General features: G+C 34.5%; 23 protein-coding genes. 7 read left to right on the top strand and 16 right to left on the bottom strand.

Annotated elements, in window-relative coordinates:
* Positions 1-8: 8 nt before the first annotated feature.
* The 10 genes from proC to H5V42_RS04495 all read right to left on the bottom strand — a co-directional run bounded on the left by proC (position 9) and on the right by H5V42_RS04495 (position 10,801).
* Complete coding sequence (proC, locus tag H5V42_RS04540; RefSeq protein ID WP_185781940.1) at positions 9-803, bottom strand: pyrroline-5-carboxylate reductase; 795 nt, start codon at positions 801-803, stop codon at positions 9-11.
* Between the two features lie 23 nt (positions 804-826).
* Positions 827-1,801, bottom strand: a complete 975-nt coding sequence (gene argC / locus H5V42_RS04535; protein ID WP_185781939.1) for an N-acetyl-gamma-glutamyl-phosphate reductase — start codon at positions 1,799-1,801, stop codon at positions 827-829.
* A gap of 2 nt (positions 1,802-1,803) precedes the next feature.
* Positions 1,804-2,985: an argininosuccinate synthase gene (argG, locus tag H5V42_RS04530; protein ID WP_185781938.1), complete on the bottom strand. Its 1,182-nt coding sequence runs from the start codon at positions 2,983-2,985 to the stop codon at positions 1,804-1,806.
* Complete coding sequence (locus tag H5V42_RS04525) at positions 2,982-3,602, bottom strand: GNAT family N-acetyltransferase (protein ID WP_185781937.1); 621 nt, start codon at positions 3,600-3,602, stop codon at positions 2,982-2,984. Before H5V42_RS04525 ends, argG begins: the two co-directional genes overlap by 4 nt.
* A 226-nt stretch (positions 3,603-3,828) precedes the next feature.
* Positions 3,829-5,196, bottom strand: coding sequence for a polyprenol phosphomannose-dependent alpha 1,6 mannosyltransferase MptB (gene mptB, locus H5V42_RS04520; RefSeq protein ID WP_185781936.1), 1,368 nt, complete (start codon positions 5,194-5,196; stop codon positions 3,829-3,831).
* Positions 5,197-5,198: 2 nt separating this feature from the next.
* The gene (locus H5V42_RS04515; protein WP_185782264.1) at positions 5,199-6,683 is read right to left on the bottom strand and encodes a cellulose synthase family protein; all 1,485 of its coding nucleotides are present in this window, start codon (positions 6,681-6,683) and stop codon (positions 5,199-5,201) included.
* A gap of 2 nt (positions 6,684-6,685) precedes the next feature.
* Positions 6,686-7,378 carry a glycosyltransferase family 2 protein gene (locus H5V42_RS04510; RefSeq protein WP_185781935.1) on the bottom strand — a complete coding sequence of 231 codons (693 nt, stop codon included), beginning with the start codon at positions 7,376-7,378 and terminating at the stop codon, positions 6,686-6,688.
* The gene (locus H5V42_RS04505) at positions 7,375-7,845 is read right to left on the bottom strand and encodes a toxin-antitoxin system YwqK family antitoxin (RefSeq protein WP_229665603.1); all 471 of its coding nucleotides are present in this window, start codon (positions 7,843-7,845) and stop codon (positions 7,375-7,377) included. Before H5V42_RS04505 ends, H5V42_RS04510 begins: the two co-directional genes overlap by 4 nt.
* Entirely contained in the window at positions 7,845-9,449 is a 1,605-nt protein-coding gene (locus tag H5V42_RS04500) for a 4Fe-4S binding protein (RefSeq protein WP_185781934.1), read from the bottom strand. The genes H5V42_RS04505 and H5V42_RS04500 overlap by 1 nt, the downstream gene beginning before the upstream one ends.
* 2 nt (positions 9,450-9,451) lie before the next feature.
* Complete coding sequence (locus tag H5V42_RS04495; RefSeq protein WP_185781933.1) at positions 9,452-10,801, bottom strand: NAD(P)/FAD-dependent oxidoreductase; 1,350 nt, start codon at positions 10,799-10,801, stop codon at positions 9,452-9,454.
* Between the two features lie 215 nt (positions 10,802-11,016).
* Between H5V42_RS04495 and H5V42_RS04490 the strand changes: the two genes are divergently transcribed.
* The 6 genes from H5V42_RS04490 to H5V42_RS04465 all read left to right on the top strand — a co-directional run bounded on the left by H5V42_RS04490 (position 11,017) and on the right by H5V42_RS04465 (position 17,363).
* On the top strand, positions 11,017-11,745 hold the full coding sequence (locus H5V42_RS04490) for a DUF547 domain-containing protein (protein ID WP_185781932.1): 729 nt from the start codon (positions 11,017-11,019) through the stop codon (positions 11,743-11,745).
* A gap of 18 nt (positions 11,746-11,763) precedes the next feature.
* On the top strand, positions 11,764-12,651 hold the full coding sequence (locus H5V42_RS04485) for a hypothetical protein (RefSeq protein ID WP_185781931.1): 888 nt from the start codon (positions 11,764-11,766) through the stop codon (positions 12,649-12,651).
* A gap of 115 nt (positions 12,652-12,766) precedes the next feature.
* The gene (locus H5V42_RS04480) at positions 12,767-14,023 is read left to right on the top strand and encodes a POTRA domain-containing protein (RefSeq protein ID WP_185781930.1); all 1,257 of its coding nucleotides are present in this window, start codon (positions 12,767-12,769) and stop codon (positions 14,021-14,023) included.
* Between the two features lie 166 nt (positions 14,024-14,189).
* Positions 14,190-15,200: an N-acetylmuramoyl-L-alanine amidase family protein gene (locus tag H5V42_RS04475; RefSeq protein ID WP_185781929.1), complete on the top strand. Its 1,011-nt coding sequence runs from the start codon at positions 14,190-14,192 to the stop codon at positions 15,198-15,200.
* A gap of 59 nt (positions 15,201-15,259) precedes the next feature.
* The gene (locus tag H5V42_RS04470; protein ID WP_185781928.1) at positions 15,260-16,261 is read left to right on the top strand and encodes a glycoside hydrolase family 113; all 1,002 of its coding nucleotides are present in this window, start codon (positions 15,260-15,262) and stop codon (positions 16,259-16,261) included.
* A gap of 130 nt (positions 16,262-16,391) precedes the next feature.
* Positions 16,392-17,363, top strand: coding sequence for an N-acetylmuramoyl-L-alanine amidase (locus H5V42_RS04465; protein ID WP_185781927.1), 972 nt, complete (start codon positions 16,392-16,394; stop codon positions 17,361-17,363).
* Between the two features lie 108 nt (positions 17,364-17,471).
* Here the strand turns inward: H5V42_RS04465 and H5V42_RS04460 are convergent, their stop codons facing one another.
* From H5V42_RS04460 to H5V42_RS04440, 5 genes are read right to left on the bottom strand one after another with little or no spacing between them, the layout of a single operon-like run.
* Positions 17,472-18,161, bottom strand: coding sequence for a TIGR04283 family arsenosugar biosynthesis glycosyltransferase (locus tag H5V42_RS04460; RefSeq protein ID WP_185781926.1), 690 nt, complete (start codon positions 18,159-18,161; stop codon positions 17,472-17,474).
* 13 nt (positions 18,162-18,174) lie between these two features.
* The gene (gene arsM, locus H5V42_RS04455; protein ID WP_185781925.1) at positions 18,175-19,140 is read right to left on the bottom strand and encodes an arsenosugar biosynthesis arsenite methyltransferase ArsM; all 966 of its coding nucleotides are present in this window, start codon (positions 19,138-19,140) and stop codon (positions 18,175-18,177) included.
* Complete coding sequence (locus tag H5V42_RS04450; protein WP_185781924.1) at positions 19,137-19,952, bottom strand: purine-nucleoside phosphorylase; 816 nt, start codon at positions 19,950-19,952, stop codon at positions 19,137-19,139. The genes arsM and H5V42_RS04450 overlap by 4 nt, the downstream gene beginning before the upstream one ends.
* Entirely contained in the window at positions 19,933-20,571 is a 639-nt protein-coding gene (locus H5V42_RS04445) for a TIGR04282 family arsenosugar biosynthesis glycosyltransferase (protein ID WP_185781923.1), read from the bottom strand. Before H5V42_RS04445 ends, H5V42_RS04450 begins: the two co-directional genes overlap by 20 nt.
* Positions 20,572-20,592: 21 nt before the next feature.
* Positions 20,593-21,081 carry a rhodanese-like domain-containing protein gene (locus H5V42_RS04440; protein WP_185781922.1) on the bottom strand — a complete coding sequence of 163 codons (489 nt, stop codon included), beginning with the start codon at positions 21,079-21,081 and terminating at the stop codon, positions 20,593-20,595.
* Between the two features lie 76 nt (positions 21,082-21,157).
* Between H5V42_RS04440 and H5V42_RS04435 the strand changes: the two genes are divergently transcribed.
* The gene (locus H5V42_RS04435; RefSeq protein WP_185781921.1) at positions 21,158-22,714 is read left to right on the top strand and encodes a glycoside hydrolase family 32 protein; all 1,557 of its coding nucleotides are present in this window, start codon (positions 21,158-21,160) and stop codon (positions 22,712-22,714) included.
* Positions 22,715-22,739: 25 nt separating this feature from the next.
* On the opposite strand, the gene H5V42_RS04430 is transcribed toward H5V42_RS04435, so the two are convergent.
* Positions 22,740-22,967, bottom strand: a complete 228-nt coding sequence (locus H5V42_RS04430; protein ID WP_185781920.1) for a hypothetical protein — start codon at positions 22,965-22,967, stop codon at positions 22,740-22,742.
* Positions 22,968-23,079: the final 112 nt, after the last annotated feature.

Genomic DNA, 23,079 nt, shown 5'->3' with positions numbered 1-23,079 from the left:
ACCTAAGTCTAGGTGTTTTTTATGTCACTAATTTTCTTGTATGAGCTTACAATACCTTGGATTAGGGAAGAGCTCAATCCTTGGTGTTCCATTTCATTCAAACCTTCAATAGTACAACCTTTTGGTGTGGTTACACGGTCTATTTCTTGCTCTGGATGGTTGCCGGTTTCAATTAATAAAGCTGCTGCGCCGTTACAGGTATGCATTGCTAATTCTTGCGCTTCCTTAGATTCGAATCCCAATTGTATGGCACCTTGTGTGGTTGCACGTATTAAACGCATCCAAAAGGCAATACCACTGGCACAAATCACGGTTGCCGCTTGCATTTGCTCTTCTGGAATTTCCAAGGTATGTCCCATTCTATTAAAAATAGCTTTGGCCAAGTCCACTCGTTTTTTACCAACCCCATTACTACAAATACAGGTCATGGATTTGCCTACGGAAATAGCGGTGTTGGGCATACAACGTAATATGTATTTGTCTGCACCAATGATAGACTCAATTCTAGAAATTGAAAAACCCGTTATAACACTAATTACCACATGTTTTTCAGTGAGTTGGTCTTTAATATCATACAAAATAGCTTCAAAATGACCTGGTTGCACGGCAAAAATTAAAATATCTGAATTAGTGACCGCCTCTTCGTTGCTAGCCGTAACGGTTACATTACCGTAATCTTCAAAATGCTTTAATTTATCAGGATTACGTTTGGTAAGGTACATACTGGTTGCACCATTAGAATTTAGAATGCCATTGGCAATAGATTGGCCTAAGTTCCCGGTTCCTATAATTGCTATTTTCATGGTAAAGTTTTACGGTTTGGTTTTTAAAATACGCCTGCCTTTAATTTTAATCCTTTGGTTTCTTTAAAACCTAGCATCAAATTCATGTTTTGTACGGCTTGTCCAGAAGCACCTTTTAAAAGGTTGTCTATGGCAGAGGTTATCAGCAAAATGTCATCATGTTTGTGCAAGTGAATATGGCAATTATTGGTATTCACCACTTGTTTTAAATGAATGGGGTCATCTACCACTTGGGTAAATTTGGCCTCCTTGTAGAAATCTGTAAACAGACTTTTTGCTTCTTCAACACTACCATTGAATTTGGTATAGGTGGTAGCCAATATCCCTCTAGTAAAATTACCTCTATTGGGTAAGAAATAAATTTTACCTGTAGGGTTGCTAAAAGAATTTAAGCTTTCGCCAATTTCCCCTAAATGTTGATGTGTAAAGGGTTTGTACCAACTCACATTGTTGTTTCGCCAGCTAAAATGGGTAGTTTCCCCTGGTTTTACACCAGCCCCCGTACTGCCCGTTACCGCATTTACATGAATATCATCTTGAAGCATTCCGGCTTTTGCTAAGGGCAATAACCCTAATTGTATAGCGGTAGCAAAACAACCTGGATTAGCCAGTGCATCTGTTTTTTTAATCGCTTCTTTGTTCAGTTCAGGTAAGCCGTAAACATAAGTTCTACCTTGAAATGTAGCATCTGCTTGAAGCCTAAAATCATTACTCAAGTCGATTAAAAGTGTTTCTTCAGAAAATTTATGTTCCTTTAAAAAGTTACTAGAATTTCCATGCCCTAAGCACAAGAAAACAACATCTACATGGGTGTTAACTTCCCCAGTAAAAGTAAGGTTGGTAGCGCCAATTAAATCGGCATGGGCACTACTAATTTTTTTGCCAGCTCTGGTAGTGCTGTATACAAAATCTATAGTGATATCGCTATGGTTTAGCAGCAGACGAATCAACTCGCCTCCTGTATAGCCAGAACCTCCGATTATTCCAATTTTAGCCATATTTAGCCGTTTACGTGATTAGAGATTTTACCCGGATTGGATAAGATTTTAATAAAGCCTTTGGCGTCATCTGCAGTCCAACCTTTGTTCATTTCGCCATAGCTACCAAAAGAGGCATTCATTAAATCGTTTGGTGATTTAATTCCGTCTAATCTAAATTGGAAAGGGTACAAGCTAACAAATACTTCGCCCGTGACGTTCTTCTGTGTATCGGTTAAAAAGGCTTCTATGTTGCGCATCACTTCGTCTAGGTAGTTGCCTTCATGCAACAACATACCATAGAAGTTACCCAGTTGTTCTTTTTGAAATTGCTGCCACTTACTCAAGGTGTGCTTCTCTAGCAAATGGTGGGCTTTTAAGATAATTAATGGTGCGGCCGCTTCAAATCCAACCCTACCTTTAATTCCTATTATGGTATCACCCACGTGAATGTCTCTACCTATGGCATATTTGTTGGCAATAGCTTCTAATTTTTCAATATTGGCTACGGGCGTATCTTTTTCGCCATTAATCGCTACCAATTCGCCTTTTTCAAAAGAAAGGCTTACTTGGGTAGGTTCTTTTTCTTGTAGTTGACTAGGGTAAGCACTGTCTGGCAAGGGTTTTTCACTGGTCAAGGTTTCCTCACCACCTACAGATGTACCCCAAAGTCCCCTGTTGATAGAATATTTAGCTTTTTCCCAAGAATAATCCACGCCATTGGCTTGTAAATAAGCAATCTCTTCTTCTCTTGCGAGTTTGTTATCCCTAATAGGAGTTATAATTTCAATTTCAGGAGCAAGCGTTTGAAAAATCATATCAAAACGTACTTGGTCGTTACCCGCTCCGGTACTACCGTGAGCAATATATTTGGCCCCAATTTTTTTGGCATGTTCTACAATCTCTACCGCTTGTACAATACGTTCTGCACTTACCGAAAGGGGATAGGTGTTGTTTCTAAGTACATTGCCAAAAATGAGGTATTTAACCACTTTATCATAAAAATTCTGTACGGCATCTATAGAAGTATAGGTGCTAGCCCCTAAAGCCAATGCTTTTTCTTCTATGGTTTTAATTTCTTCTGGTGTAAAACCACCTGTGTTAACGCTTACCGCGTGTACTTGAAAACCATGCTCTTTAGATAAGTTCATGGCGCAATAGGATGTATCTAGTCCGCCACTATAAGCCAATACTAATTTTTTCATTTTTCTTTCTTTTTTATAAGTAAGCTTTCTTTAATACTTCTTAATCGCTGAAAAGTTTTAGAATTTATTTTTTCAGCTTTTGGATGGTTATTTTTTTCTTTTGGGTCATATAACATTCCAGTACAGAGGCACATTTTTTGTTCTGTTCTGGTAAGAATGTCAAAGTTTTTACAAGTTTGACAGCCTTTCCAAAAATCTGGGTCATCAGTGAGTTCTGAAAATGTTACAGGTTTGTAACCTAAAGCATAATTCATTTTCATTACCGGAAGTCCTGTAGTAATGCCAAAGATTTTGGCATCCGGAAATTTTTCTCGGGATAATTCAAAAATGCGCTGTTTTATTTTGCTGGCTAGACCTTCGCCTCTATAATCAGGATGTACAATTAGACCTGAGTTTGCAACAAAATTTTTATTGCCCCAAACTTCGATGTAACAAAATCCTGCAAATTTATCGTCATCTAAAGCGATGATAGCATTACCATTTCGTAGACGCTGCGCAATATATTCTGGGGTACGTTTGGCAATACCGGTACCACGAACTTTTGCAGAGTCTGTAATAGTCTCGCTTATGATTTGTGCATATTTTAAATGCGATGCGTTAGCAACAACAATTTTCATCGTTGATGAATAAATTAAATTAAAAATGAATTTAGATTTTTACGAAAAGCGGGAATGGACACACCTAATCCCAATAGTATATTGGCACCCTTACGGGCGACGGCGGCGCACAAAGAACGGACGAACGGGAGATGGAATACTCGCGTTTTTAGTTATAGCTATGTGTCTCTGTTCTTTCATTATGAGGTAAAAGTATAAAAAAACTTAGATGCTCAACATTTTGTGATTACTTTTTACGAATACTATTAATAATGTTATGATTTTTAAAAACTTCGAAAAACAAAACCCCAAAAACCAATATATATTCTAAAGAAATAAGAAAAAGATTTTCTTCAAAGTTAGGTTGAGAATACGTAAAATAACTTAGGATTACAGCTGCAGACCAGACAATAGGATATTTAAAATCTGAAAAAACAGCTAAGCCCACCAAAAAAACTATATACCAAGGATGAACGGTTGCAGATAAAAAGTAGTACGCAGTTAAAACAATTAAAATAGAAGTTAATACTTGTTTTGGAGAGTTGTTTTTTGGGATAAACGCTAGAGACAGAATTATGAATACCGAGATTACTTTGACTAAAGAGCCATAAGTAATGATGAGCTCCCAAGGTTTAGCTTCGAAAAAAGTAACGAAAACATACTTTACGAGGTTATAGATACTTGCATTAAATTCAAAATTTGAAAACCATAAATCGATGGTTTTTTGGTAATTATCAAGCAAATTCTCGTTTATAAACGGTAGTAAATACAGTGCGCAGCAACCAACTACCATGGTGTAAAATAGAATACTTTTTTTAAATTTTAAATATTTAAAGAAGATAGGTAGAAAGAGTAATGGAACTAATTTTAAAAATATGGAAGCCGCGTAAATAGGAGCTGCCGAAAGTAGCTTGTTCTTGGTGATAAGATAAAATCCTGTAATAAATAAGAAAAACATAATACCTTCAAAATGTAAATTTCCGGTTAGTTCCAAGATTACAAGTGGGTTTAAAAAGTAAAAGAAAATTAGGTATTCCTTTTTTTCTAATTCCTTCAATAGTTTTCTCCCAATTAGAACAGTGCCTACATCTGCAATAATTATAAACAAGCGCATCCAAATAACACTACCTAAAATTGAACCAAACCCTAAGAAAGTACTCATGGCAAATAAAAGTTGATTTATAGGAGGGTAGTTGCTATAATGTTTTGCACTTAGTTCACCCATTCCTTGGTACAGTTCTGCCTGATTTGGTATAGCTATGTTTTGACCTAGGTGTACGCTTTCAATTACAATTTGATTAGGGGTATATGCATACGGATTAATCCCTTGAGTAATTAGTTCACCATCCCAAATGAACCGATAGAAATCTTGAGATAAGCTTGGAAGAGCTACAATAAAAACAAGTCTAAACAGGATTCCTGTTGCAAATAGAAAACTAAAATTCCACTGTTGAAATTGAATAAGTTTAAGGTGTAAAAAAAAGAGTGCAGCGTATAGTGTTATAAGCTTAATAAAGTCTTCTCTATCAAAATCATACGCAAAAACAGTGTAAAATAAAATACTCCCACATACTAAAAGTAAGGGGAGTTTATGCTGTTTTAAAATAGAAAGCATTGTTATGCTTTAGCTACTAAACTTTTAAAGAATACAAATCCAAAACCTAAGAATAGCATTAAGTGAAATGGAAATAAACCATAATCATTTAAGGGAACTGCACTGTACATTCCAAATAAGAAGTATAACATAAGTGCAAATTCAAGTATCATATTAGGAGATAACTTTTTAGCTAAGTACTTGTTTCCTTTCCAACTATCAGTAAGATTGTTGATATTAAATTTTGGTGTTCTAACAAATTCACTTCGTTTACCTAGATGCCCTTCTAAAACGGCAATAGAGTTATGTAAAGACAAGCCTAAAGCTACAGAGAAGAAGGTGAAAAATAGTTTTATATAATCTACAAACTTGTCAAAACCACCACCTTGCATACTACGATATGTGAACCAGTAACAGAAGAATAAGATGATTGTAGATACTATAAAGAAACTAGTTACTTCAAAAACCCAAGACAAATGTCCGTAGGTATTTTTGATGTACAGCATTGGAATACTTAAAATCGAAACCAAGAATACACAAAGAAACATTGAACTATTTAATAAGTGCATAACCCCATGAAACTTAGTTTTAAAATCTAAGTTTTTAGCAGAAATTACAGTCATTACTGTTTTTCTAAAGTTTTCAGCGCCACCCTTATTCCAACGAAATTGTTGTGAACGCGCTGCACTCATTACTACAGGTAATTCTGCAGGAGTTTCTACGTCCTCTAGATATTTAAATTTCCAGTTTTTAAGCTGCGCACGGTAACTTAAATCTAAATCTTCAGTTAGGGTATCACCTTCCCAATTACCAGCGTCTAAAATGCAATCTTTTCTCCAGATACCAGCCGTACCATTGAAGTTTATAAAGTGCCCTCTAGAATTTCTACCTACCTGCTCTAGCGTAAAGTGCGCATCTAAAGCAAAAGCTTGAATTCTAGTTAAGGTCGAATAATCTCTGTTGATGTGCCCCCAACGGGTTTGAACCACTCCAATTTCAGGGTCTTTAAAATAAGGAACAGTCTTTTTTAACCAATCTGATTCTGGCATAAAGTCTGCATCAAAAATGGCGACAAAATCACCTTTGGCAATTGCTAAACCTTCTTTTAAGGCACCAGCTTTAAAACCAACTCTATTTTCTCTACGAATGTGTTCTATATCTAATCCAGTTTCTTTTAATTCTTCAACTCTTTTTGCAGTGTTTATAACCGTGTCATCAGTTGAATCATCTAAAACTTGAATTTCTAATTTACTTTTTGGGTATTCAATTTTTGCAATGTTGTCTAACAGGCGGTCCATTACATATTCTTCATTGTATACGGGGAGCTGAATAGTAACATATGGAATTTCACGAGGGTCTAGAAGATTGTATTTAGGGGCCTCTTCATTTTGTTTTTTGTACGTTAAATAGTTAACCAGCAAATTTAATTGCGCAAGGCTATAAAAGAATATAAGCATTAGTGCAATGCTGTATATTCCTATGATGATGTATGCTATGGTTAAACCTATTGTCATTTGATACTATATTTAAAAATCCAACCCAAAATTTTTATGCCTGCAAATATAGTACCTTTTACGGTACCAGAAACTTTTGAGACGCCTATTCGACGTTTGTAACGCACAGGTACTTCTTTGTAAGCCAGATTTTTACGAATTGCCTTGAGTTGCATCTCAACGGTCCACCCATAAGTTTTATCTTTCATCTCTAATTTTTTGAGAGATTCATATTTTATGGCTCTAAAAGGACCTAAATCCGTAAAATTAGCCCCAAAAAACAATTTCATTAAAAATGTTGCCAAACTGTTGCCAAAAACTTGTTGTGGAGTCATAGAGCCAGGCTCTCGTAACTCTTTTTTTCTAGCACCAATAACCAAATCCATGTTTTCATTTTGAATTGGTGCAATAATCTTTAACAGTTCTTCAGGGTAATCAGAGTAATCTCCATCTAGAAATACGATAATATGGGGTAAGTTGGATTGATTTTCGATATAATTAATTCCTGCTAAGCATGCATTACCGTATCCGGGTTGAGGTTCATCAACAACAGTTGCTCCTGCTTTGTTTGCGTTTTTGGCTGTATTGTCAGAAGAATTGTTGTTTACAACAATAATTTCTGAAACAATATCTGGAATTTCTGCGATGACTTTCCCTATAGAATCTTCTTCGTTGTAGGCGGGTATAATAACTTTAATTGAGGATGTCATTTTAAGTCTGAAAGTTTATTTTCTTTCTTGAAGCTGGCAAAGCTAAACCATTCTTTTACCTTTTTGCCATCTTTAAATTTTTCTGCTGAAGTTAATTCCTCATTTCTATACTTAAGACAGTAACCATTTTTAACACCATCTTTTAATTGGCATTTGTGATTTACCTTTTCGTTTTTATCATAAAATAACCACCATTTTACTTTCTGATTTTTATTGAAATGTCCTTCCATCTCTAGCTTTCCATCTTTGGAATAAAAATACCAGTACCCATCACGGAGATTGTTTTTATAGTGTCCAGACTCCATTATTTTACCATTCTCGTAAAAATAAGTCCAATACATTTCTTTATTAAAATCAATAAACCAACCTTGTGCTTTGAGTTTACCCGTATCGTAGAATTCACGATGATAAAATTTACTGTTTAAAAAACCAGTGGTAAGCAGAATGGTAAGTAAAATTCGAGACACTACTTTTGGTTTACCAATTTCATTAAGTCCACATCATTACCCAATAAAACTTGATTGCTATCAATTCTACCTTCTAACGGGCCATTTTCTAATTTTAAAACACCTCTTGGGCAAACTGCGGAACAGATACCGCAGCCCACACAACTAGAACGAACAATATTTTCACCTTTTTGGGCATATGCTCTAACATCAATTCCCATCTCGCAATACGTAGAACAATTACCACAAGAGATACATTGACCCCCGTTAGTGGTAATTCTAAATTTTGAAAAGAGACGCTGTTGAAACCCTAAAATAGCTGCCATAGGACAACCAAATCTACACCACACTCGGTTACCAAAAATGGGATAAAACCCTGTTCCGATAACTCCAGAAAATATGCTGCCAATTAAAAACGAATACGTTTTTCTTAAGGTTTCAGATTTAAATAGAAAAACTTGGCCTTCACCACTTAAAAAGTGAAAAGCTACTAAAGACATTATAATCACGAAATAACCTACTGCTCCATATTTGGCATCTTTTTGTAGCTGATTGCGTTTAAATACCATTGCCCAAACAAAGACGGCTGTTAGCAATGTGGCAACACCAATTAAAAAAGAAGGTTTAGTAAGCCAGTATTTACTAGTATCATTACCCAGATACGAATAAATAACGGCTGTTGTCATCAAGGTAACAAATACCACAACACTGTGTACTACCCATCGTTCTACTTTCCAAGCAAATTGTGATTTATCACTTAATTGTCTAAAAGGGTCGCCAACAGTTTCAGCTAAACCCCCACAACCGCATACCCAAGAGCAATACCAACGTTTACCAAAACGATAGGTAAGAATTGGGGTAATTATAAAAATAGAAGCAATACCAAAAAGTAAAAGAGCGAGACCAATATCACCAGAGCTCACAAAACTTTTAATACGATAACCTTCAAAATTATAATAATTTAAAGGCCAAATGTTTTTAAGGTCGTAATAGGGTAAACTGCCACCGTTTAAGACAGAACTTCCATTTAAACGTGCCATTAATTCTGGAATAATAAAGGCAAATGCGGTTTGAAAAAACATTACGCTCATGGTGCGTATGCGCTCATACTTATTATGTCTATACTTCCATAAGAATTTAATACCAAAAGCTAAAATAGCAACGGTATATAAAGTGCCGTAAACAAACCATTGACTTGCTGGATTACCACTTAATGCTTTGCTCAACGGGTCGAATAAAGCAATAACACCCTTGTTGTCACCATCTTTTACTAAGCCTAAATATTCTGGAAAAAAATAAAGTACAATATAAAAACCTGTAAGGGCTATGCCAGCTACCCAACCCCAAAGACCACGACTAGAGATAGATTTGAACCATACTCCATCATTTTTAATACCCGGAGCTTTATCTAGATAAGCATCCCAAGCAAACCAAATAGTGCCTGAAAATATGGAGCTTAGGGCAATAGTTAGCCATAACGTTTTATTGGGAAAATTAATATTAAAAGCGGCTAGTAATAAAACAGCTAGACCAAACATGCCAACCAAGGTTGCTAATTTCTGATTTGTGCTAAGGCTTACTGGAGGTTGACCAGTGAGTGCCATGCTTCTGTCGTAATTGCTCATTGTTAGTTAAATTGAAATATTCTTTTTATGCTTTTCTTTCTCGATTTCAGGTTTTTTTGAAAATCTGAATTGTATTTGGCCACTATAGAGGTTTCGTACTTTTTGTAAAATTCAGGGTCGAAATTGGCATCTGCTAGATGAGATAGTACATAGTCCACATCTTTTGATTGCGTTAACCAGCGGTCAAAAATTTCATGGCGCATTCGAATTCCAAAGGTGTTAATACCAAGAAATTGTCGACTTTCTTTATGGAATGAAAGGGTAATACAAACTTTTTCATTTGGATGTCTCCAATGAAATTGCGCTTCATATTCAGGTCTCCCCTTTTTGCCAAAAACCCAACCATAGGTCTGATATTCTATATCGAGAAATTTTGCGGAATTAAACCAGTGCCCCGGTTTATATTCAGTTGGATTACCACAAATAGTTTGGGCAACCGTTTCGCCCATCATTCTTCCGGTATACCATACAGCCTCTACAGGTCTTCTGTTACCAATGGGTTGACGCTGTTCTGCACAATCACCAATAGCATAAATATCGTTGCAACTGGTTTCTAAAAGTCTATTAACTTTTACTCCTTTTCCTGTTTCAATTGTAGAATCTTCCAAAAAATTAATGTTAGGAGTAACCCCGGCCGTTAAACCTACAAAGTCACAAGGTAGTTCTTCACCGGTTTCTTCAATTAGTATAGATTTCACTTTTCCATTACCGTCATCAATTATGGCTTTAAGATTAGTGCTTAATCTTAAGTCTATATGGTGTTCTAAGATATGTTCGTTAATCATGGTAGACTCTCCATCTGGTAATACTCCATTCCAGAAGCTACTTTCTCTTACTAAAAAAGTAACAGGTATATCTCTACTTCTAAGCATTTCTGCTAACTCAATTCCAATTAATCCACCACCAACAATTACTGCTCTCTTGCATACCTCTTTATTTGGTGCATATTCTTCAAGATTATCTAAATCTTGTTTAGAATACAAGCCCTGAACGCCTTTTAAATCTTGACCTGGCCATCCAAATTTATTTGGTTTAGAACCTGTAGCAATAATTAATTTATCATAAGAGACATCAGTTGAATTGGCAATTTTTAAAATCTTATTTTCAACATCAACGTTGGTGACAAAAGCGTTTAATAAATTGATGTTGTTTTTCTTCCAAAACCAATTCTCATAAGGTTGTGTGTGTTCAAATTTCATATGTCCCATGTAGACATACATTAATGCAGTTCTAGAGAAAAAATAATCTGTCTCGGCTGAAATTAAAGTAATTCGCTTATCTGATAGCTTTCTAATATGTCTGGCAGCGGAAACTCCCGCTATTCCATTACCAATGATGACCACATGTTCCATGAAGTTGTTAGCAGTTTAAAGGTGTGTCGCTTTTAAAGATAGAAACTTAACAAGCAGTTTTTAATTTAGAATAGAAATAAATTTAATAATAATTGTAAGTATTACCCCTAATTTTCGAACACGAAACATCATCAAAAAAATGGATTAAAATTTAGATATTTTGTAGGGTTTTTGATTTTTGTTCGACATAAGCTTTAAGAAAATTAAAAATTGTTATGAAAAAGATAATCCATAAACCAATACTAATATTGCTCTTTTCTGCTTGGTTTCAGCTTGGTTTAGCTCAAGAATTAGAGTCTTTTTTTTCTAAGTCTAACGAATTCTTTCAAACCTATGTAAGTGATGGGAAAGTAGATTACGAAAAAATAAAAATGAACCCTGCCCAACTGAAAGATTTGATAAATCTTGCTAAGAATATTAAAGTTGATAAGAATAAGCCTATTGCGTATCAAGCCTTTTGGGTTAATGCTTATAATTTGCTTGTAATTAACGGCATTGTTGAACAATATCCTGTAAAGTCGCCCTTAGCAATTACTGGTTTTTTTGATGCTACAAAACACAGCATTGGAGGAAAAGAAATTTCGCTTAACGATATTGAAAATAAAGTGCTGCGGGGTAATTTTCCTGATGAAGCAAGATTTCATTTTGTATTGGTATGTGCTGGTTTGGGATGTCCGCCTATCATTAATGAAGCTTATGTGCCTAGTAAACTAGAAAATCAACTTCAAAAACAAACAGAACTCGCTTTAAACAATCCAAATTTTATTAGGGTCAAAGGCAAAAAAGTATTGCTATCACAAATTTTTGAGTGGTACAAAACAGATTTTGTAAAAAACGGAAGCAATGAAATTGACTTTATAAACAAGTTTAGAACAGAAAAATTAGACCCTTCTTCTAAAGTGAGCTATTACCCATACGATTGGACGCTTAATAGTATCAAATAACAACGTAATCTTAATATTATGAAAAATTTAAAAAACCACTTACTAGTGGCTGCATTTATATTGTCTATGTTAAACTTAATAGCTCAAGACAATCAATCTATTGTTCAAAACAAACAAGGCAGTAATATACAGAACCTAACTCCTTCAAAACTTATTGGTAAAGGGCAATGGGATATTAAATGGTTTAACAATCTGTATACAGAGACAGAAGATACCTTTAATGGTGATATTCCCAGAAATGTTTTTTTTACATCTACCCTAGATATTTTTACGGGGGTTGGTAACAACAAAAGAGTAAACTTAGGTTTGTTGTTAGAATTTAGGTCGAATACCGTTGGTGGTAGAGGAATATTTGATTTTTTATCGTTTGACGGGGAAGAAGGCAGTGCAAGGTCAGGGTTTACTTCTTTTGCTCCAGCTATAAAATTTACCCCATTCAAGTCAATAAACAACTTTTCAATTCAGAGTGCATTATTTATTCCTTTAGTTGATAATGAAACAGAAAACGGGGTCTTTTTAGACCAAAAAGGATATATCTGGCAAAATAGATTTTTTTATGATTATTCTTTTGCCCAAGATAAATGGCAATTATTCACCGAACTAAATTCTGAACTAAATTTAGGAAATCAACAAGATAGTTTTGCTAATAATAGTTTGCGGTTAACGCCAGGTGTTTTTTTAAGTTATTTTCCAAGCACAAAATTCACGGTCTTAGGTTTGGTTCAACACTCACAATTGTTAAATCTAGGTAATAATTTTACGCAAAATTTTACGGCATTAGGGGGTGGGGTTAAATACCAATTAACACAAGAATTAAATGTAGAGGCATTGTATACCAATTTTGTAAGAGGTACAGATACCGGTTTGGGACAAACCTTTAATTTAGGTTTAAGAGCTGTATTTTAAATATGGTGATTTTTTAATAAAAGTCCTTTCAAATTTTGGTATTTGAAAAGGACTTTAGCTGTTTAAATACAGTAAAATAAATTACGCTATTCAAAATTTAGGATAGCTTAAACTTATGATTAAAAAAGTAGTTTTATTGCTTTTATTTCTAGCTCAATCTTTAGGGAGTCAAGAATTAGTGTCTGAATTTGAAATTAAAGGTAATCGAACAACAAAAACAACTTTAGTAAAACGTATCTCTCAGCTTAAATTAGGGCAAAGGCTAGATTCTACAGTTTTACATCAAGATATTAATAGATTAAAACAGCTACCATCAATTACTCACGCCTTTTTTAAGGTTGTTCCACTTTCCAATTCAGAGGTTAAGGTAATATATGATGTAGAAGAAAACTTTACTATTATCCCGTTTGCTAACATTTACACCTCTAGTAATGATGAATTTGCCTTTAGAGTGGGTTTGCAAGAGTTTAATTTTTTAGGGGAAAACATCACTTTGGGCGCTTTCTATCAATATGATATTTTTAATTCTTATGGACTAAATATTAGAGCACCATTTCTGTTTTCTAAAAAAGTTGGTTTAGCTCTAAATTATCAAGATTTAACTACCCAAGAACCTGTTTTTTTAGAGAATGGAACGGCAGATTACAAATACAATAACCATGCAATAGAACTTTTGGGGCTTTACCAAATCAATAACAAAAATCAGCTTGAGTTGGGTTTCAATATATTTATAGAGGATTATCAGTATTTGTTTGGTGCGACTAACCCCAATGTGCCGCAAGAATTAAAAGTAGATAAGTTTTTACTGAAGCTTTTATATAACTACCAAAAGATAGATTACTATTATTATTTTTTAGACGGCTTTAAAAGCAATTTAAACCTGCAAATGGTTACAAGTTCTAGTGAACAATTACCAGATTTTTGGATTGGCTTTAATGATTTTGCCTTCTATAAAAGAGTGGGTCAAAAAGGTAATTGGGCAACACGTTTACGTTTCGGATTGGCTAGTAATTTTAATACTCCATTTGCCCCTTTCGCTGTAGATAATAATTTAAACATTAGAGGTGTTGGTAATATCATAGATAGAGGTACCGCAGCCATAGTACTTAATACAGAATACCGACATACATTAATAGAGAAAGATTGGTTTGTTATGCAGAGTAATATATTCATTGATGGGGGTAGTTGGCGAAATCCTGGGGGAGATTTGGGCGATTTCACAGAAAAACAAAATCTCAGAATTTACCCAGGTATAGGAATTCGATTTATGCATAAAAGAATTTTTAATGCGATTTTTAGAATTGATTATGGGTATGGAGTTACCTCTAATAGCACAAAAGGATTTGTGTTTGGTATTGGACAGTATTTTTAAATGTATAAGTAACAGTTAACTGTTGCAGTCTACTTTGTAAGTAATGTACAATAATGAATAAAACGGTAAGATTGTTGTTGATTAAATAAATATACTTTTTTTCTCTTTTTAAGAATGATGGCAAATAATTAAAAATATTTGTATCGGAATAATATGTTGTTGGATTATGAAAAATAGAATTGCGTACATAGTATTAATCTTTATTCTTGCCATACCTAGTAGTGCACAAGACTCTTTACAAACAGTAGTTGCTGAGACCGGTGATGGCATTTTTTCGCTTTTACGAAAAAATGAAATGAGCCCCTCTGAGTATTTAAAGCCATTCATTCAGTTAAATAGCGCTTACATAACAAAAGATAACCAACTAATTGCGGGTAAAACATATAAATTACCAAAGAAGACAGATGCCTTAAAAAAAGCACAATTAACTAGATATGCAATTTTTGGTAAAGATTATGAAGTAGTAGATTCTATAAGTAATAGACTTTCGGGGACGGTATGTTATTTAATCTCGGGGCATGGTGGTCCTGACCCTGGGGCCATCGCTAAGTATGGAGATGTTGTTGTGTCTGAAGATGAATATGCCTATGATGTTACCTTGAGACTGGCTAGAGAATTAATTGCTAATGGTGCTGAGGTACATATAATCATTCAAGATGAAAACGATGGTATTAGAAATGCTAGAGCTTTAGAACTAGATACCGATGAAAAATTGCTGAACCAAGAAGAAATACCTTTAAACCAAGTTGAACGTTTAGAGCAAAGAACTAAAAAGGTAAATGAATTATACAGAAAAAATATAGGTAAGTACCAAAGGTTATTAGTTACCCATGTTGATAGTAGAACTAAAGGAAAAAATATAGACGTTTTTTTCTATCATCATGAAAAAAGTAAAAATGGATTGAACTTAGCTAAGAGTATTCATGAAACTTTTGAAAAGAAATACAGACAATTTCAACCCAACAGAACTTACACAGGTACTTTTTCTGAAAGAAGTAATTTGTATTTGGTTAAAAAAACTTTGCCGGCAATGGCATATATCGAAATTGGAAATATTAAAAATAAAAAAGACCAAAAACGCATTTTTGACCCAGAAAACAGGCAGGCTCTAGCAAAATGGATTTTTGAGGGAATTGTTTTAGACTATGAAACGGCTACTATTAAAAATGCAAAATAATCTTAATATTTTGGTTGAATAGGTTGATTTACTTTAATTTAGGTAGTAATCAACTACCTATGAAAAGACTTTTAGTACTACTTCCTATTTTGCTCACGCTCTCTTGTGCTAGCCAATCTGTCCAAAAAATCAATGGTGTTAGTTTCGTAGCTTCTAGAGAAAAGGCTGAGCAAGTACATATCGAACCTATTTTAAAAATAAATGCCAATTACGCTGCTGTAATGCCTTTTGGATTTATAAGTGATATAAATAATCCGGTAGTAATTCACAATAGTGAAAGACAATGGTTCGGTGAGACAAAAGTAGGCGGAAAGCAATATATAGAACAGTTACACGCCAATGGTATAAAGGTTATGGTCAAACCTCAAATATGGATACGGCACGGTCAATTCACCGGTGATTTGGTAATGAATTCAGAAGAAGAATGGAAAACCTTAGAAGAGGGTTATACAGATTTTGTATTAACCTATGCTGGTTTAGCAGAAGAAACCAATGCCGATATCTTTTGTATTGGTACAGAGCTTGAAGAATTTGTAAAAAATAGACCAGAATATTGGTTTCAATTAATAGCGCAAATTCGAGAGGTCTTTACAGGTAAGCTAACATATGCTGCTAATTGGGATGAATATACCCGAACACCTTTTTGGGACGATTTAGATTTTATAGGGGTTGATGCCTATTTTCCGCTTTCAGAATCACAACATCCTTCTAAAGAACAAATGAAAGAAGGTTGGCAAAAGTGGAAAAAAGAGTTGTACGAAAAATCTAAAGAAGTAGATAGGCCAGTGTTATTTACAGAGTTTGGGTATAGAAGTATGGATTATACAGCCCACAAGCCTTGGCTCGTAGACCGTAATGAAACCAATGTGAATTTAGAAGCACAGTCAGATGCACTACAGGTGACATTTGAAGAATTTTGGAGTCAAGATTGGTTTATGGGCGGTTTTATTTGGAAATGGTTTCTAAGACATGATGAAGTAGGTGGTGAAGCAGACAACAGATTTACACCACAGAATAAACCGGCCGAAAAGGTAATTCAATCATTTTACGGTAAATTATAATTTGTTTACAGCGCATTTCGATAGTATTTAGAAGTTTCTCTAAAAAAATACGATACATTTTATCGATGTTTTTTGCATTTTATCGATTAGATACTATATTTGTTATAACCCCGACTACTAAATCAATCTTGTGAGAACCATATTTTTAATTTTTACGTTACTCGTTTCTGGGCTATATACAACAGCTCAAGAAGAAATGTATACTGTAACTGCAGCGCAGGGAGACGGTATTTTTTCCCTATTAAGAAAAGAAGGATTAGATCCCGTAAAATACTACGGCGAGTTTTTGACCATTAATAAAGAAAATCTCAAGAATGGGAGTGAATTGGTTTTAGGCAAGCAATATTTTATTCCTTTGGTGGAAGACTCTTACAAAAACATGGGTGTTAAAATGGACCTAGAAAAAGGTACAGAAACGGCCATTTTTAATGAAGAACTTGCCCTTTTAAATACCAAAAGTGACCATCTTAAAAATGCGATAATTTATTTAATGTTAGCCTCTAATAGTGAAGATGAAAAGGCAGAGCTAAGTAATTTAAAAGAAGAGGTTTTACGTTCTATCGCTGAAGAGTTAATGGTAAATGGGGCCAAAGTTTATCTTCTTAAAGGCAATGCAGAAGACCAAGTCTCAGATATAGGTTCTTTTGAATATACAAGTAAGACAGAAGCTCCAATGGCTCCAATACAAGATATGAGAGAATATGTTGATATTATTAATAGTGCCTATCTTAAGAATTTTGGAAAATACCAGCGTTTGGTAGTAATCAATCTAGATGAGGCTTTAGATAACAGTATTTATCATAAAGTTTCTATTTACCACGATGATAATTCAGAGGGAAAGCGTTTTGCACACAATCTTCAAAATATTTTAAAAGAAAAGAAAATTGCAACGGGTAAAGATTTTACCAAAGTTTTTGCGCAAAAAAACAATGTGTACCTAGCAAAGAATGCAATGCCTCCGTTAACATTATTAGAAATAGAAAACACTTCTAATGTAAAAGCAGAAGGCAGAGTAAGGGTTAAGCCAAATAAAACATGGTTAACCAATACCATAACGAGCGGAATTTTTAATGATTACGCAACAATAGAACTACAGGAATAGGAGTTGTCTAACGGAAGGTACTTCCGAATGTCAAGTGGGGTGGACATTGGAATTTTGTGACACTATATGAACAAAAAATATCCTAAGATTATTTCCTATTCCTTCTTTTTAAGCAATGTATTTTTGATAATAATTATGTAAATCATTTGGACCTTTTCCTAAAAGGTTTTTTAAATGAATAATTCCAAAATGATATTGCAATTTTAAAAATCCCTTTTGTTGATACCTTCTAGATGAGGTAATCACTTTTGACTTAAGTATTTTAAAATTTACGTGTTTGTAGAGTCTGTTTGTAAACTCCACATCTTCATATATTTTATACGTTGTATTAAATCCGTAATTGCTATCAAATAGACTTTTGGTGATGAATAATGATTGGTCACCACCTCTGCATATAGGCAAATTAAATTGCGCTAAAAACGCGAAAAAATCAAGAAATAAGTTTGATGGAGCAAACTGCATTCTAAAACAACCAGCTTGCCAGTTTTTAAGAACAGCATTTCTAATATGTAAGTCAAAATGTTTAGGAGGCAAGGTATCTGCATGTAAAAAATATAAGATTTTGCCTTTAGCCATTTCAGCACCAGCGTTCATCTGAAGAGCTCTACCTTTTTTAGATATTTTAAAGGGTATTTCTGAATTTTTTAACTGTACAATAGTTTGGTCAGTGCTTCCGCCATCAACGCAAATTATTTCAATGTTATTAAAATCAAAAGAAGCTGCTTTGAGGTGCTCAAGCAGCTTCAATATGTTATTTTCTTCATTTAAAACGGGTATGATAATACTTAGTAAAGACATTACCTTAATTTACTTAACAGCAACCACCTCCATTATAATGAAAAGTGCTTTCACTTACATGAATTTGTGGGTCAGCTTTAGCTAATGCGGCGGCTGTTTTATCACATACTGCAAGCGGTTGATTTTGAAGTAAAACATGGCCAGCGCCGTCATCAAAATATTCTTGGTTACCGTAATAAATAGCAGTTTTGCCGGTAAAGATACATGGGCCATCTTCTGGCATTGGGTCTTTAATGGCAGCTATTTCAATAGATTCAATATGAATTAATTCTTCCGTAGGATAATGATTAGGACTTAAAACTCTATAAGAGTGTTTAGCACGTATTTCTATAGTTCCAAAACCGGCATCTGTAAGCACTTTAATATAATCTTTCATGGGAATACTGCCACTGAGACAAAGCGCCCTTAAACGGTCATCATTTCTGAGTTCGTTATTCATAGGTTGCTCACAAATGGGGTCACTCATAACCAATCTACCATGCGGTTTTAAAACGCGATACATTTCAGCAACCGCCTTTTTTAAATCCTCCATTTTAAAAATATTGAAAAGGCAGTTTTGAGCCGCAACATCAATACTTTCATTTTCAATAGGTAAGTTTAATGCATCACCCTTAACAAGATTAACGAAGTTACTTTTAAACCAATCATTTTCTTCTTCTGCAATTTTAAAGTTCTTGCGAGAAGCTTCTAACATTTCATCTACAGAGTCAACACCTGTAACGCCACCTACTTGTCTAGAGAAATATGAAAATTGTAAAAGTTCCATACCGCCGCCAACGCCTACATAAAGTATTTTGGGGTTATTAACTAAATCTTGTGCAGAAACGGTGCTACCACAGCCATAATTCATTTCTTGCATTATTTTAGGAATAGATAGTCCGGGGAACTGCCAAATAGGGTTTGTAGTGCAGCAAAGACCTACATCTGGGGTTAGTGCAGCTTCTTTATACAAATCTTGAGTCGCATCTAAATAGCTCATATTTCTTCTATTAATTCTTTAAACAACCTTACCATTTTTGGTTCGGTTTGGTTCGCAATTTTAATTATCTCTTCAATATTTATTGGCTGTAAATTATCTGGGTCACATTCATCTGTTAACACACTAATTGCTACTACTGGTAACTTTAAGTGGTTGGCAACAATTACTTCGGGTACGGTACTCATACCAACCGCGTCTGCACCTAAAATTTTCAACATTCTGTACTCAGCCTTAGTTTCTAATTGTGGTCCTACCACTGAGGCATAAACACCTTTTTTTAACGAGATGTTATGTTTGTCGGCTAATTGTTCAATAACCTTACGCATTTTTAGATTGTAAGGTTCACTCATATCAACAAATCGTTCTCCAAATTCCCCAACATTTTTAAAAGCTAGGGGAGATCCGCCCTGAAGATTTATATGATCTTCAATCAGCATCATATCTCCCTTTTTATAGTCGAGATTTATAGCTCCTGCCGCGTTAGAAATAAATAGTTTTTGAATTCCCAGCTCGTGCATTACACGAATAGGGTAGGTAATGTCAACAAAATCATAGCCTTCATATAAATGAAATCTACCTTGCATAACTACCACTTTTTTTCCACCAAGGCTTCCGAATATGAGTTTTCCAGAATGAAATTCAACGGTGGCTAAAGGAAAATATGGTATTTGATGGTAGTGGGCTACGGTTTGGTCTTTAATTTCAGTAACCAATTGCCCCAAGCCAGTACCTAAAACAATACCAATTTCTGGTTTTTCAAAACCTTTACTTTTTAAGTATGCGGCTGATTCTTCAAGTTGTTTTTTTGTCATTTTTATACGCTTTTAAAAAGGGTTGAAATGCATCTATATGTTCAATATCTTCATACACATCTACATCGTTCTTAATAGAAAGAGTAGTGTACTTTTTATTTTTTAAATCAGAAAGCGTGTTTTTAAGTACGGTTCCTGTGCCCCAAACTTTATCTTGAAATAGAGGTTCATGTAAATTGGTCATTCCTAATAAATAATAGCCGCCGTCTTCAGCAGGGCCGACTACAAAATCATGATTTTGAAGCGCTATAAAAGCTTGTTCAATATCTTCTTTACTAATATCATACATGTCACTCCCAATAATAACAATTCGTTTAAAACCTGCTTTGAAACCAGCTTGAAAGGCATTTTGCATGCGGTCACCTAAATTAATGCCGTCTTGTAGTTTTTTGTCATAAATACTACTTTCCCAAACATCATCTTCCCAAATTTCTTCGGTATAATAGACTTGTTTGTGGGCAGAAATTTCTTTAGTGATTGCAAAGGTGTGTTCTAATAAAAAATTATAAATGGTTAATGCAGTTTTGTCGCCTACAGTTGCTGCTAATCTTGTTTTGCATTTACCTAATTCCGGATTTCTAGTGAAAATCAGTAAAAGGTTTTCGGTAGTGTTTTTCAATCGATGAAGTTGGTTAAATGTTTAATATACTTTGTTTCCTTTGGTCAACAATTTTCCCCAATACTTACTATAAGCATGAATATTTTCTGTTTCTTGACCTAAAGAATCAATTACGACTTTATCCTGGTTTTTCCATTCAAAGATTCCGCCATATAAGTTTTTGATATTGGTATAACCAGCTTTTTGAAGTTCTTCTCCAATATCTTCTGACCTTACACCAATAGAGCAATACACAACAATTGGTGTTTCTTTTTCAGGAATATTTTCTAATACGGTAGTAATGTCAAAATCTTTATAACCTACCCAAAGAGCATCTTTTAAATGGCTTACCTTGAATTCTTCGAGTTCTCTAGTATCCAATAAAACAACTTTTTGGTTAGGTAGTTCTTGTGGCGTTACGTAAGAAACTGACCCACTATTCATTTTTTCTAGAGTTTTGTCAATGTTTTTCTGTGGTAGACAACCTAGAGGTATTACAAACAGCAAAAACAGTATGTAGTGTATTCTCATAGCGAATCAAAGATACATTAACCTAAAAATACAATGCTTAAAATTCTTTATTTTTAGTTCAAACTAAGCTGATTTTATGTTAAAAAAAGTTACCAGTATAACTGCCATATTGCTATTGGTATGTTGCAAGAACAACCCTAAAGAAGCCGAACAATTAGCAAGTGATGACAGCGTCTTATATCAAGAAAAGCATCGTCCGCAATATCATTTTTCTCCACCAACATCTTGGATGAATGACCCTAATGGTTTGGTTTTCAATGAAGGAGTTTACCATTTATTTTATCAATATTACCCTAATGCTACGGTTTGGGGCCCAATGCATTGGGGGCATGCAACAAGTACAGACCTGGTAAAATGGGAGCACAAACCAATAGCCTTATATCCTGATGAGATAGGAGCTATATTTTCGGGTAGTGCAGTTGTAGACAAGAATAATACCTCAGGTTTTGGGTCAAATGGAAAAGTGCCTTTGGTGGCTATATACACTTATTTTTCTATGGATAAAGAAAAAAGGGGAGAAATAGATGGGCAAAGTCAGGGCATAGCTTACAGTTTAGATAATGGAGAAACATGGACAAAATTTGCGGATAATCCCATAATTAAAAATCCCGGAATTAAAGATTTTAGAGACCCTAAAGTCTTTTGGCACCAGGCTTCTGAAAGTTGGATTATGATTTTAGTTGCGGGTGACCATGCTAAGTTTTACCGTTCAAAAAATCTCAAAGAATGGGATAATATCAGTGATTTTGGAGAAGATAATGGGGCGCATGGCGGAGTTTGGGAGTGTCCAGACCTTTTTCCGTTAGTGGTTGAAGAAACAGGAGAAAAAAAGTGGGTGATGATAATTAGTATAGGTTCTGGTGCACCAAATGGGGGCAGTGGAACACAATATTTTGTAGGTGATTTTGATGGCACAACCTTTACAGCAGCACATGAAAATTTTAAGTGGTTAGATTGGGGAACAGATAATTATGCTGGAGTAACGTATAACAATACGCCTGATGGAAAACGAAAGTTTATTGGTTGGATGAGTAACTGGCAGTATGCTTTAAAAACCCCTACAACAACTTGGCGAAGCGCAATGACGCTTCCGCGAGATTTAAAACTCAAAAAAATTGAAGATGAGTATGTGTTGGTGAATTACCCAGTGGAAAGCTTACAAAGCCTTCTAAAAAATGATGCTACAACTGAATTTTCTTTGGCGCCGGGTGAATCAAAAGTTGTGGAGGTAGCCAATTTAAATCAATCAAAAATAAGTCTACAATTACCTAGAAAAGACCTTAGTCTAACCCTATCTAATGGTAAAAAAGAAAGTTTGAGTTTTATCTATGAAGCAGTTGAACATATGGTCATGGTAGATAGAACTAATTCTGGCGATACCGGTTTTAATTATGATTTTGGAAATAAATTACATTATATGATTTTGGAAGATAAGTCAGCAAATCCAATGGCTTGGGAGGTATTTGTAGACGCTTCTTCTTCAGAATTGTTTGTTAATAAAGGAGAAGGTGTTATGACAGAACAAATTTTTCCAAGTGAACCTTATAATCAAATAGAGTTCAAGAACCTTTCTAATACCAAAATGGTAATAAAAGATTTTACAGTACAAGAAGTTTATAGTATTTGGGAATAAAAAAAGCCCCAATTTGGGGCTTTTTTTAAGTTAAAGGATTACCCTTTAATCGTTTTTCAATTTTCTTTTTCTTCTCCGTCAATCGTTTCATAACATCCATAAGGTCAGCATCTTTAGTCTTCTTATAGATTTCATTTATCGAAAGTATGAGGCTTTTAGCCTCACGTGAAGCGGCCACCCTGTCACTCGTTGACATATGGCTGAGTTTTCTATTCTCAAACTCAGTGGCCAATTGTAGCAAATCGTCTGCCATTTTTTATATAGAATTTGTAAAGTATAATTATTAATCCGCCATTATACGACAAAATGTTAAATTCTCAAACACCAAGTTAATATTTAATATATTTTTATGAAGTTTACAACAA

This window comes from Croceivirga lutea, from assembly GCF_014235875.1.
GTDB lineage: Bacteria > Bacteroidota > Bacteroidia > Flavobacteriales > Flavobacteriaceae > Croceivirga > Croceivirga lutea.
This window is presented reverse-complemented; position numbering and strand designations above follow the sequence as displayed.